Below are 12,933 nucleotides of genomic sequence, written 5' to 3'. Positions count from 1 at the left end.
TATGACTTGTTTAAGTCCTTTTAATAAAATAAACTATAAGTCCCTTCAGGATGTAATAAATGCCGGAAATAAAAAAATCCCTTGCAACAATATATGTTACAAGGGAACGAATATGTTATATTTATTTTCTTACTTACTTTCCATTAAAAAAACTGGTTCATCGTTCTTGATGGTATACGGTAGAGAATATGCCGGTACAAAAGGGGTATTATCGGCAAGCAGATAACGAATATCCTCTCCTTCGGCAAATTCATGGTCATATTCATTTAAAGCATGATTTAAATCAATTCTGTAATCAACATACAGGTTTCCATCTACATCCATGATAATAGGCAGGTTTTCATGGGAATAAGGACTAACTACAGTTGGAGATTTTTCCAAGCCTAATTTTTCATGATCCACTGTATAGACACCTTCGGCAATTTTGTCTCCATATGCTGGATAAATATTTTCATTGCGATAAAAGTCTAATTGCACATTGACACTTCTAATCGCTTCTGTAATACGTAAATCAATTAATTTCACCCTTGGATCATCATCCGGTGTTATTAAAGTATACTGATAAACCCCGCCCTTTTCATAGGCATTTGCTGGAATTTCAGATATGTAGTTCTTCTCTTTTAGTATGCTGAAGTCAATTAAGTATTTTTGAAAAATAGGTGTTTCATTAGCTTTTGTTTTGATTGGTACCAGGCCCTGTTGCTCTTCTTTGTAATTATCCACTGCCTGCTGAACCGTTTGTAATTGTTCTTCGTTAGGTACTTGATTTTGCTCCATTTCGCTCTGAGGGTATAAACATCCACTTAATAGTAATGATAAAAGTAACACCCCAAATATACGCAAATATGTATGCTTCACTTTAATAGCCTCCTTGTCAGCTACCGTGTTGGCCCACTCAATACTACATAAAGAATAATTAAACCACCAGTTATTAAGCATATGTAAGCAAGAAATGATACCATTCCTGCTAACCAACCTTTTAATTTACTTCTGCTTAACACTATTAAACCAATTGCCAGAATTAATAAAATCATCCCAACAAAAGAAATATACATCATAAGCATTGATACTGACAACGAATTCACCCCTGTTTATTCACAGTTTTTCTTTGCACAAAGTATTATAACATATGGTAGATTATGCAAGTATTAAAATGATGTTGTCGAAATAGTAAGTATAATGATTTCAAAACAAGTTACAAATAAAAACCCGAAATGAAGGGGGCTTCTTCATTCCAGGTTGACTAAATAAAATCCTTTGCAACTCTATCCATGAATGCTTGTGCGATTTATCTTATGCAGGGATTTGCTATTACGTATCCGCAGGTTGCCTATGAATGGCTATTTTTTAAATAAATGATTCAGAGATTGCAAGTCCCCAGGCATTTTGTTGTTAACAATGGATTGAACGATTTTTTCTTCTTTTTCTTTTGATAATGGTTTGTCTGCCATTCTTGATAAATGGCGAACTAAATTTCGGACTGTCTTTTCGTCAGAAAAATCCGCATTTTTTACGGAATCCGCAACTTTCATTATCTCGTCAGGATTGATATTTGAGTTTTTCTGTATTTTGTCGAACATTCCTTTTTGAAAATTGTTCACACATTCTCCTCCTTGCTGTGTTCTTTCAACGTATTATATGCAAGGAGCGTAATTACGTGTTATTAAGAATACCTTTCATTCAGCAAGCTTGCGATGTCATCCATTTCCTCCCGCTTATCGCGTGTCATCAGTTGCTCTACGACTTTTCTCGGGTCTTTATCTTCAAATAATATTTGGTAAATGCCGGTAGTGATAGGCATCTCCACTACCTGTTCTTTGGCAAACTGATATGCAGCCTGAACGGTTCTGACACCTTCTACAACCATTCCCATTTCGTCCAATACATCATCCAGTTTATTTCCTTTACCGAGCAAATTACCAGCTCTCCAGTTTCGGCTATGGACGCTTGTACAGGTTACAATGAGATCCCCGACTCCAGATAAGCCTAAAAAGCTAAGTGGATTAGCACCGAGTGACGTGCCTAATCTGGCAATTTCAGCAAGTCCTCTAGTGATTAGAGCAGCTTTTGCGTTATCGCCATAGCCAAGGCCATCTGAAATACCAGCGCCTAGTGCAATAATATTTTTTAATGCTCCACCTAATTCGATACCAAGTAAGTCCGAACTAGTATAAACTCGAAATGTATCACTATTAAATAAATTCTGAGCAATTTTAGCTTTTTCTAAATTCACAGAGGCTACAGTCACGGTTGTGGGATGTCTCAGAGCTACCTCTTCCGCATGGCTTGGCCCTGATAACACGACAATATCTTCGTAGTCATAGCCAGGCATTTCCTCGTCAATCATTTCGGAAACTCTTTTCAGTGAATCAGGCTCAATTCCTTTTGTAGCATGAATAACGGTAACCTTGTTGGTTAGTATCTGGTTTAATTGCTGACATACTTCGCGTATTGCTTTGGTTGGAACAACTACAATAACTGCATTTACATCGTTGAGTGCCTGTTCGAGCTCATAAAATGCTGTTATTTGTTCAGGAATGGCTACATCCAAATATTTCTCATTTTTGTGAGTACGGTTTATATCCTCAGCCTGTTCTTTTCGATGTGACCATAGGCGGACATCATGTCCATTATCTGCAAGAACGATGCTTAATGCAGTCCCCCAACTACCTGCTCCCAACACTGCGATTTTATTCATTTTATTCACTCCCTCTTTATCTCGAAGGGCCTTTAAATCGTACCCTTGAGGTGCAAAAGATCCGTGGGTAAGTAAGAAATTCGCCACGGATGTTTCACTTTATCCTACTGTCTTCTTCTTGCAAATAATTTAATTGGCGTACCAACAAATCCAAATGCATCTCTGATTTTATTTTCCAGGAACCGTTCATAGGAGAAATGCATAAGTTCTGGATCGTTTACAAATACAACAAAACTTGGCGGCTTAACAGCAACCTGTGTCGCATACAATACTTTAAGACGCTTCCCCTTAACTGTAGGAGTTGGATTCATTGCCAATGCGTCCATAATGACATCATTTAATACATTGGTGGAAATTCGTTTCGCATGACTATCGCTGGCCAGTTTAATGGCCGGAATTAATGTATGCATTCTTTTTTTCGTTTTTGCAGATAGGAAGACGATTGGTGCATAGTCCAAATATAAGAAATGAGCTCTAATTTTGGCTTCGAATTCCTTTATTGCCTTCTCGTCCGATTCTATTGTATCCCATTTATTAACCACGATAACGATGGCTCTACCAGCATCATGCGCATAGCCGGCAATCTTTTTATCCTGTTCTCTGATCCCAGTTTCAGCATCAATTAATACGAGAACAACATCAGAGCGCTCAATAGCTTTAAGAGCTCTTAAAACACTATATTTCTCAGTTGTTTCATATACTTTTCCTCTTTTACGCATACCAGCAGTATCTATAATAATGAAATCCTGGTCGTCTTTGTGAAGATGCGTGTCAATAGCGTCTCTTGTCGTACCCTCAATCTCACTTACTATAACCCTTTCCTCATTCAGAAGGGCATTAACAAGGGAGGACTTTCCGACATTTGGTCTCCCAATCAGACTGAAATATATCGTATCTTCATTAACTTCTTCCTCTGATATTTCAGGAAAATGATTGACGACTTCATCCAGAAGATCACCAAGGCCTAATCCGTGTGAGCCAGAGATGGGAAAAGGTTCGCCAAAGCCGAGTGAATAGTACTCATAAATCATTTCACGCATTTCGGGATTATCCATTTTATTGATTGCAAGTACGATGGGTTTATTTGATTTAAACAATAATTTCGCTACTTCTTCATCAGCACCGGTTATTCCTTCTTTTCCATTTAAAATGAAAATGATCACATCAGCTTCATCGATTGCGACCTCAGCTTGCTGACGCATTTGAACAAGTAAAGGTTCGTCCCCTATTTCAATACCGCCCGTGTCGATTAAATTAAATTCTTGATTTAGCCAATCAGCTGATGCATATATTCGATCACGCGTAACACCTGGTATATCTTCAACAATTGAAATTCTTTCTCCAACTAATCTATTGAATATGGTAGATTTACCAACGTTAGGTCTTCCTACAATTGCAACTACAGATTTCCTCATAGTAAGGACATCCTCTCTCTTTATGTCTATTTGCCTTAACTTTAATACATTCTAGCAAAATAAGGTAATATAAACAATCGTTATTAGTGTTTCACAATAATAAATAGTTCTTCACTTAAGGCATGTGAGATTCCATCGGTGATTGCTTCTAGGTTTGCTGCTACATATTCCAATTCCTTTTTACTGTCACAAAAAAAGATCGGTGCTCCACCAGCAATTTTTTGTCTGTTCGTCGTAATTACCGCCAATATAGCTTTTTCAATCATCATTTATACCTTATCCCCTTTTTTTAAAGATTTGGATTCGGAAGGCATTCTAACAGCACTTTCCAGTACAGGAACAGACCCAATTACTGCTGCTGCTTTATTCACATCCCGAATCTGCGGTAGGATAAAAACGCCCAAGCGCCCGTCGTCTAGATCACGTTTAATTATTGGCGTAAGTGCAGGTGTGCCGGAATCCCTGAAAACCCCTAAAGAAACCGAGACATCATGAAGTATGGCCTGTCGTTGTCCGAGATTACCAATCGTAGTAATAGTATTTATATCCTTTGGTTTTAGAATAAAGCCCATCCCATACTTTAGTATTTCTTCCTGACGTTCAGGTAATCCAATATTCATGATGTAAATATTATCTACATAAAGGCCTGCTCCATCAAAACTAATTTTGGAATGTTCTACATCTACAATATCAGCGATTTTTGAACCACTCATTAGTTTGTGTCCAAGAATCAAACTAATTACTGCGACGATGATTGCAATATAAATATTCCATAAAATAAGAGAAAGGGTACCTAAAAATCCAGTAAACATTACTAAATAATTTCTGCTTTCAAAGGAAATAGCGATACCTTCTATATATGTTTTCCCTCTGGAAACAAGTTCATAACTATCAACTTCCGTTAATGTATTTCTCTCCATGTTTCGTACATCTCTAAATTGAGTCGCTGCTACTGTTAAAAGGGTGACAGCAGTAAATTCCTTTTCCATAATGGCTGGTACTGCTAGAGCACCTAATGATGCAGCAATAAACCCCAATGAAAGGTGTATGATCTTTCCGTGTAGATAGGTTGGGTACTGTCTATAGTCCGTTTTAAGCAATAAGATTCTTGCTATTGTTCCAATAACAACACCGAAGACAATAGGAAGTGTATATTCAGTCATCTTTAATCCACCTCTTATTTTCATTTTAAAATAATATTTCCTTTTGTAGTATGGCTTAAAATCTTTATAATACTATTTTAAAATTAGAAGGGATGTATATATTTACCAATAAAAAGAGATCCCTTTTACTAAAGGGATCTCTGTTGTTCAATATTATTTATATTTATCTAATTTATCTCCAATGAAGTCACCAAGCTGGAATCCTGACTGGTCTTCATTTTTCTCATATTGTTTATATTCTTTTTCTGCTTGTTCCTGTTCAAGTTCTTTGATGCTTAATGAAATGCGCTCATCTGTCTCATTGACATCAAGAACTTTTACATTTACTTTCTGTCCAATTTCAAGAACTTCCTGTGGTGTACCGATATGTCGATTGGCAATTTGTGAAATATGAACCAAACCTTCGACACCTGGTAAAATTTCAACAAATGCTCCGAAATTAACTAGGCGTTTTACGGTACCTTCCACTGTAGACCCGGCAGATACACGGCTTTGGATATCGGTCCAAGGTCCGGGAAGTGTATTTTTGTGTGATAATGAGATACGTTCATTATCGCGATCAACAGATAAAATTTCTACTTTAATTTTGTCGCCTTCAGAGACAACATCAGAAGCTTTTGCAACATGCTCATGAGCCAATTGTGAAATGTGTACTAAACCATCAACACCACCAAGATCAACAAACGCACCGAAGGCGGTAATGCGCTGAACGGTACCTTCCAATACTTGACCTACATCAAGCGATTGTAGAATATCATTCTTCTTGGCGTTCGCTTCTTCTTCCGCTACTGCTCGATGTGAAAGAATGATGCGGTTTTGCTCTTTGTCAAGATCGGCAATTTTTACTGTTAATGGCTGATCCTTATATTCTGAAAAGTCTTCTACAAAATGAGTTTCCACTAAGGATGCGGGGATAAACCCTCGAAGACCTACATCAACGACAAGGCCGCCTTTCACAACTTCCTTAACAACAGTTTCGAAAACTTCCCCATTTCTGTATTTTTTCTCGAGATCTTCCCATGCCGCTTCAGCATCTACTGCTTTTTTGGAAAGAATTATTTCATCGTCTTCTATCTTTTTAACTTTAAGTGTTACTGTATCGCCTTCTTTTACTACATCTCCTGTTGCTTCCACGTGCATACTTGACAGTTCACCAATTGGTAAAATTCCTTCCGTTTTATAGCCAATATCAACAAGAACCTGCTTATCTTCCAATTTCACAATCGTTCCTGCTACGGTATCACCTACATTCAAATCCTGTAATTCTTTGCTTTCTTCACTCATATCCATAGCCCTCCTAAGTACACTCCAATATCCAATTAAAATGGAAATAGTAAGAATGATTAAAACTTATTCTTTCTATAACTTCTAATAATTACAATTATTTGTCAAGTAAAGTCAACTAATTTTGATATTTTTCTTGTAAAACTTTAATCTCCTGCATAATCGCATCTGCCATTTCCTGGGGAGATGATTTCGCTGTTCTAAATTGCTGTATATCCATTGGCTTACCATAGACCACTTTTAATCTCTTAAATGCCTTGTATGGACCAATAATAGCACAAGGAATAATAGTTGCTTCAGAACGTAAGGCAAAGAAACCTACACCTGCCAGCGGTTTTCCTAATTTACCGGATTTACTTCTTGTACCTTCCGGAAAGAGTCCTAATGTATTCCCATCCTTGAGAATACCTAAACCTTTTCTTAGAGCATTTCTATCCGAGAGACCTCTTTTTACAGGAAAAGCTCGAATCCCTAATAATAATTTCCCTAAAAATGGTTTTTCAAACAATTCCCCTTTAGCCATAAAGTAAATGTCCCGGGGAGATGTTATTCCAACAACAGGTGGATCGAAATTGGAGATATGATTGGAACAAATAATAACAGGTCCTGTTTTTGGAATATTTTCCTTTCCTATAATTTGAATACGGTATAACGGAAAAAGAATCAAGGCAACAATAGACCTTGCAAATCTATATAAACTCATTTCTTAACCCCCTTAAAAAGCTTTGTATTTATTTTAATTTAGGTCCTTTCACTTTAGCAACTTCATCCAAAATCCGTTCTGCAACTTGAATAATACTTAGCGAAGTCGTATCCACCTCAATTGCATCACTTGCTTTAATTAAGGGAGAAGCTTCACGATTGGAGTCGATTCTATCTCTCTCCTCAATTTCATTTTTAAGGATTTCTATATTTGATGCAATTCCTTTTTTTACATTCTCTTCATACCTGCGCTTGGCCCTTTCTACTACAGTGGCGACGAGGAAAATCTTTACTTCTGCATTTGGAAGAACATGTGTACCGATATCTCTACCATCCATAACGACTCCACGGTTTTTTGCCATTTCCTGTTGCCTCTTAACCATTTCGGTTCTAACGGGTGCATGTTTTGCAACATATGAAACCCTTGTAGTTACATCTTGGTATCGTATCTCTTTTGTAACATCCAAACCATCCAGTAAAACCATCTGTCCATCAAAAGATTGTTTTAAATTGATTTCTGTATTCATTAATAAGCCCACGATTGCATCTTTGTCTTCCATGTTAATACCTTCATTTAAAGCTTTCAATGTTAAGGCACGATACATGGCACCGGTGTCTATATAAATATAAGACAACTTTTCAGCTATTATTTTTGCTACTGTACTCTTTCCAGCAGCTGCCGGCCCATCGATCGCAATTGCAATGTTATTCTCTTTCATAATCAAAAGTCCTTCCTCCTATTAACCATTAAAAAACTTGGCTAAATGCCAAGTTTTTTATATGCTGACTTATAATCTATAATAACATATCCTAAAATCATAGGTCTATTTAAATAAGCTCTTTTTGACGTGCCTCACGTTGTTTTTCAAAACAGAATCTTACAATTCTTTGTCTATCCTGTTTACTGATAGATATAAACTTTAGTGATAGAAGATTTACTCGACTGTTCACATCTCTTATATATACAACTTCTGCTTGTCCATATATATAATAATATTCTGCATTTTGCATTTGTAAAGATAGCCATAAATCTGCTTTTAACCCGATTCCAAGCTCGATATTCTTATCAGTTATTAGCGCCAGCCCACCACCACTGATATCAGAAGTTACGGTCACAAAAGGAGGGAATTGGTTATCCGTACTGTGAACAGCTACATCGACAGTGGTTTCAATCCTAACGTATTCCCGCCTTTGAATACGTTTGATGTCCGTTTGATCCGGTATATGGATAGCCAAAGCCGGTATATTCATTTTTATTCTTGCGGCAATTTCAGATGAAAATTGATATACGGCTTGATCATTTCCAATAAAAGAAGCAGATAGTAACGTTCCAATTGGGAAAAATGCGGTCTTCTTGGTTTGTGCATGAATAGGATAATCAATCATTAGATAATTTTTATTTTTTTCTATAATTTTACAATAATATTCATGTACAATACCAGTTCTAGAGTCCCTGACTTCCAAGTTGAGCACTTTGCCTATTTTCACTAAAATCCCCCCTTACACAATACACGTATGATCCTTTATGCCTATTATTGCAGAAATTCAGAAAAAGGGAAAGGATTTTTCTCCTCTCCCTAAAAATTTGTTGCATAATTAATTTCAGTTCCATCAAGCTTTTCCACTTTTTCTTCCATTCCATTCATCGCATTTATAAAGATTCTATACGTATCATTGTCTAATGTGCCAAGAAATTCATAGGTTAATACTTCTTCGCCAAGATCATTATCGATGACTGCAAGAAATTCCTCCTGTATTTCCACACTTGGATTTACCATTTCTTTTGCTTCATCTTCAGAAATTTCTGGTTTCGGTATTTCCCGGTCAGAATGATTCATATAATAATTATTGGTTGTCAACCCAATAATATCACCATTATCCAGGGCTACTTTAACTTCTACAGCATCAGAGTAAACCCGGACATCATTCTCGTTATATAGAAAGGAATAAACACCGACATTATTATATTCACTGCTTTCAAAGAGTGACATATTTTCCAATTTAAAGGAATCCAGATAATCAAGCGCCTTATCCGCACCCTCATTTAAACTGATTTTATTATTGCCTATGTCTCTTGTTATCAGGAGAGAAAGCGGGTGACCTCCTTGTTTTGACATATCCATGTATGCTCTTTTTACGTCATTGTGATAAGAGATACTATATAAAGGAATATCTGACCCTTCCCCACTTTCAGCGATTGTTACGTTTTCTCCGTTTTCCACGTTAAATATTTCTTTACTTTTATTTATTGCTTCCTGCTCACTAATTTCATCGCCGGATAGAGACTTATACTTATGTTTCTTGTTGGAGGTTCCAATTATTGAAGATTGTGCGTTTCCCTCTGCAAATTCTTCTACAGATTTCTCCACGGTTTTAAAACCATCTATGATTGTGTTATCCATTTGCTCATCCTGATTGGACAGCGCCATTTGTACATCCATCCACCTGAGATTGTTTTCAAGAGCAATATGTTGAACTTGTCTTAATTCATCTTTAATATCCCCTGACTGGGTATATAATTTTTTTAATGTCTCGGACTCTTCTGCCGTAAGAGGTGAATTTTCAAGATTTCTTACAGCTGTCCGATACGTAAAGTCTCCAATATCAGAGAGAAATTCCTCTGTTTTATTAAACGGCAGGAGCCCTAAAGGTAGTTGCCCGACATTTGCTAAAGCTTCAGATGTTAATCTCCAAATCTCAACAAACTGTGGTGATAATCTTTCTGTTGAATTCATTGCTAATGTCGTACCGATTTGATCATTTAAAAGGTCCATGTGATAGGTAAGTTCGTGAAAAGACCGTTGATACGTATTTTCCGCCTGTATTAATATTGCATTTTTTTCCTGATGTTCCATGTAGCCCCAAACACCTGTACCAACTATTCCTAAAGACAGTACACCAATTAATATCCATCGAATCATAGATGATCCACACCTTTCTAATTACAGAATATATGTTTTCCAATTTTCTTGATTTGAGGTCTAGTCCATATCCAATCGGAAGTTGCAGTAACAGGGTTAAAATAATAAAGCGCATTACTTGATGGGTCCCACCCATTTATTGCATCAATCACTGCTTCTGTTGCCTTATCATTTGGTTCTAGCCAAATCTGTCCGTCCGCGACTGCTGTAAAAGCCCTCGGTTCAAATATGACACCAGAAGCTGTATTCGGAAATGTAGGACTTTCAATTCTGTTTAATATAACAGCAGCAACTGCAACTTGACCTTCATACGGTTCCCCCCGGGCTTCACCATATACTGCATTTGCCATTAATTGGATATCATTTTGAGAGTAACCTTGAGGCACATTTGCTGCAGGTACGTCTCCCCCGCCAGTTTCAGTTGTCTTATTCGCACTATCTCCTGATGGTGTCGATTTTCGTTCATCACCGCCGTAATGTGTAAAGTCTTTTCCTTGATTAATCTGTTCTTTTACATAACCTTCATCATAATTACTTGCTTTTACGAGCTTATCTTTCGTAGTTTGTCCAGCCAGGCCGTCAATCTCCATGCCAAATTCATATTGGAAGTTACGCAATGCCCAATAAGTTCCCCAGCCAAAAACGCCGTCAATTTTCCCATTGTAAAATCCTAAATATTGTAATCTTGACTGCAGCTCGATGACATCGTCACCAACTGCTCCTTGTTGAACTACCTGAGCACTAAATGCACTTGCGGTTTTAGTAGATGACTCTCCTTGCAGACCAATAATTGATAAACTAATAATCATGAGTAGAAAGGCAACTCTTCGATAGGCCATTCTTTTTCCTCCCGTTCTTTAGTAATGGATTGCAGTTCTATTTTCTGAGTAATTACCCTTTTTATTCATACTTACTGATATAAATGAAAAACTCCTGTAATTTTGGCAATTACAGGAGTTTCCTTTTGTCTTTATTTTCATAGGTATTAAAATAGGATTCATTCGCAGACTTCAATTGATGTAAAGCTCTTATCCAAAGCAGAATCATAAAGGGAATGAGCAAATAAAGCCACAAATTTGTAAAACTTTTAAGAATATAATTATAGATACCGTGTAATATAAACGGCAATAGAAATGCTAACATGATATTAAGTTTCCGATTGTGCTTGTTTATCTTTGCTTTACCGAAATAGAACCCCATAATAATACCGAATAATGCGTGGGAAGATACAGGAAAGAACGCTCTCCAAAAAGCATATTCAATACCATTAATTAATAAATAGAGAATATTTTCAACAGATGCAAAACCTAAACTGATTGAAACAGCATAGACTATTCCATCGTAATGATTGTCAAATTCTGAATGCTGGTAGATTAAAAACATAAAAATAAACCATTTGAAGAATTCCTCAATAAAAGCAATATGCAAAAAAGACTCAATAAAACTGTTATCACTTAAGTTCTCCGTAGTTATAGCATACTGTATAAACATAATTGGAAATACCAATAAAGCCCCTGCAAGAAATGTCCTTACAATCAGTGGAATCGGTTCTGTAATTCGGTCTTTAAGATAGATAAAAGACATTAAAGCAACTATAGGGGCTATACCAGCCGATAGAACAGCAATCATAATTTCATACCTCTTTCCAATTCCATTACTTTTATCGTATCATTAAGTAGGGATATTGGAAATATAAAAAAAGAGAGCGGGTGAACCTATGAAAAATATTTTAATCATACATACCGGGGGCACGATTTCCATGCTTGAAAATAAGGAAACCGGTGAAGTAAATTCAACGGGAACGCATCCGTTGACTGCGTTATCCGATCAGTTGAAGTCTTTTGCTAAAATAAATGAACAAATCATGTTTGATCTTCCATCCCCTCAGATAACTCCAAATCATATGCTTGAACTTTCGAAGGAAATAAAAAAAGTGATAGCTGATTATGATGGAATCATTGTCACACATGGAACAGATACACTTGAAGAAACAGCATATTTTCTTGATCTAGTACTGGGGACCGATAAACCGGTCATTTTGACAGGTGCGATGAGATCCAGTAATGAAATCGGTTCAGATGCACTGTATAATCTGATAAGTTCGCTTCGAGTTGCCATTGAAGATAAATCGAAAAACAAAGGTGTCCTCGTTGTAATGAACGATGAAATTCATACTGCTGAAAATGTTACAAAGACATCCACAAGTAATGTAGCAACATTTCAAAGTCCACAGTTTGGTCCACTCGGTTTGATTACGAAGGATTCTGTGATATTTCATCGAACCACACTTTTTCGACATGTACAAACGATTGATAAGATATCCAAAAATGTCTTTTTGCTAAAGGCTTACGCAGGAATGGACGAACAAATTTTAAATTCACTATCTGCAGCTAGGCCAGATGGACTTGTTATCGAAGGATTGGGTCAAGGTAATCTACCAAAGAATACGCTTGAACCAATAAGGAAATTAATTAAGGAAAACATACCCGTTATTCTTGTTTCTAGATGCTATCAGGGTGTTGTACAACCGACCTACAGCTATGATGGGGGAGGAAAACAATTGAAAGAGATGGGGGTAATATTTGCTAGGGGGATATCCGGTCCAAAAGCAAGAATCAGATTATTAATTGCTCTTGAAATAACACAAAATATGAATTTGCTCAGAGATACATTTGAAAAGTTTGATGGATAGTGCATGTTTAAAAGGATAGCAAAAATCTCTGCTATCCTTTATAGCTGTCTGGATACAT

15 protein-coding genes are annotated in these 12,933 nt (G+C 36.7%); 1 reads left to right on the top strand and 14 read right to left on the bottom strand.

Annotation, left to right across the window (positions count from 1 at the left end; genetic code table 11):
• Positions 1-129 precede the first annotated feature (129 nt).
• The 14 genes from ACFOUV_RS03790 to prsW all read right to left on the bottom strand — a co-directional run bounded on the left by ACFOUV_RS03790 (position 130) and on the right by prsW (position 11,812).
• Entirely contained in the window at positions 130-858 is a 729-nt protein-coding gene (locus ACFOUV_RS03790) for a hypothetical protein (protein ID WP_379495424.1), read from the bottom strand.
• 20 nt (positions 859-878) lie between these two features.
• Positions 879-1,076, bottom strand: a complete 198-nt coding sequence (locus ACFOUV_RS03785) for a DUF2768 domain-containing protein (RefSeq protein ID WP_379495423.1) — start codon at positions 1,074-1,076, stop codon at positions 879-881.
• 264 nt (positions 1,077-1,340) lie between these two features.
• The gene (locus tag ACFOUV_RS03780; RefSeq protein ID WP_379495422.1) at positions 1,341-1,601 is read right to left on the bottom strand and encodes a stage VI sporulation protein F; all 261 of its coding nucleotides are present in this window, start codon (positions 1,599-1,601) and stop codon (positions 1,341-1,343) included.
• 62 nt (positions 1,602-1,663) lie between these two features.
• Positions 1,664-2,698, bottom strand: coding sequence for an NAD(P)H-dependent glycerol-3-phosphate dehydrogenase (locus ACFOUV_RS03775; protein ID WP_379495421.1), 1,035 nt, complete (start codon positions 2,696-2,698; stop codon positions 1,664-1,666).
• Positions 2,699-2,802: 104 nt separating this feature from the next.
• Positions 2,803-4,113, bottom strand: a complete 1,311-nt coding sequence (gene der / locus ACFOUV_RS03770) for a ribosome biogenesis GTPase Der (protein ID WP_379495420.1) — start codon at positions 4,111-4,113, stop codon at positions 2,803-2,805.
• A gap of 83 nt (positions 4,114-4,196) precedes the next feature.
• A complete protein-coding gene (locus ACFOUV_RS03765) occupies positions 4,197-4,382 on the bottom strand; it encodes a capping complex subunit for YIEGIA (RefSeq protein WP_379495419.1) in 186 nt (61 codons plus the stop codon).
• The gene (locus ACFOUV_RS03760) at positions 4,383-5,276 is read right to left on the bottom strand and encodes a YIEGIA family protein (protein WP_379495418.1); all 894 of its coding nucleotides are present in this window, start codon (positions 5,274-5,276) and stop codon (positions 4,383-4,385) included.
• A 153-nt stretch (positions 5,277-5,429) separates the two neighbouring features.
• Complete coding sequence (rpsA, locus tag ACFOUV_RS03755) at positions 5,430-6,560, bottom strand: 30S ribosomal protein S1 (protein WP_379495417.1); 1,131 nt, start codon at positions 6,558-6,560, stop codon at positions 5,430-5,432.
• Between the two features lie 118 nt (positions 6,561-6,678).
• Positions 6,679-7,263: a lysophospholipid acyltransferase family protein gene (locus ACFOUV_RS03750; protein ID WP_379495416.1), complete on the bottom strand. Its 585-nt coding sequence runs from the start codon at positions 7,261-7,263 to the stop codon at positions 6,679-6,681.
• A gap of 28 nt (positions 7,264-7,291) precedes the next feature.
• Positions 7,292-7,981 carry a (d)CMP kinase gene (gene cmk / locus ACFOUV_RS03745; protein ID WP_379495752.1) on the bottom strand — a complete coding sequence of 230 codons (690 nt, stop codon included), beginning with the start codon at positions 7,979-7,981 and terminating at the stop codon, positions 7,292-7,294.
• A gap of 109 nt (positions 7,982-8,090) precedes the next feature.
• Entirely contained in the window at positions 8,091-8,750 is a 660-nt protein-coding gene (locus ACFOUV_RS03740) for a flagellar brake protein (RefSeq protein WP_379495415.1), read from the bottom strand.
• Between the two features lie 89 nt (positions 8,751-8,839).
• On the bottom strand, positions 8,840-10,183 hold the full coding sequence (gene ypeB / locus ACFOUV_RS03735; RefSeq protein ID WP_379495414.1) for a germination protein YpeB: 1,344 nt from the start codon (positions 10,181-10,183) through the stop codon (positions 8,840-8,842).
• A gap of 17 nt (positions 10,184-10,200) precedes the next feature.
• Complete coding sequence (gene sleB / locus ACFOUV_RS03730) at positions 10,201-10,992, bottom strand: spore cortex-lytic enzyme (RefSeq protein ID WP_379495751.1); 792 nt, start codon at positions 10,990-10,992, stop codon at positions 10,201-10,203.
• 139 nt (positions 10,993-11,131) lie between these two features.
• Positions 11,132-11,812: a glutamic-type intramembrane protease PrsW gene (prsW, locus tag ACFOUV_RS03725; RefSeq protein ID WP_379495413.1), complete on the bottom strand. Its 681-nt coding sequence runs from the start codon at positions 11,810-11,812 to the stop codon at positions 11,132-11,134.
• An 88-nt stretch (positions 11,813-11,900) separates the two neighbouring features.
• On the opposite strand from prsW, the gene ACFOUV_RS03720 reads away from it, so the two are divergent.
• Positions 11,901-12,875: an asparaginase gene (locus tag ACFOUV_RS03720; protein WP_379495412.1), complete on the top strand. Its 975-nt coding sequence runs from the start codon at positions 11,901-11,903 to the stop codon at positions 12,873-12,875.
• The last annotated feature ends 58 nt before the right edge of the window (positions 12,876-12,933 follow it).

Origin of the sequence: Oceanobacillus longus, assembly GCF_042650085.1 — a bacterium.
GTDB lineage: Bacteria > Bacillota > Bacilli > Bacillales > Amphibacillaceae > Oceanobacillus > Oceanobacillus longus.
This window is presented reverse-complemented; position numbering and strand designations above follow the sequence as displayed.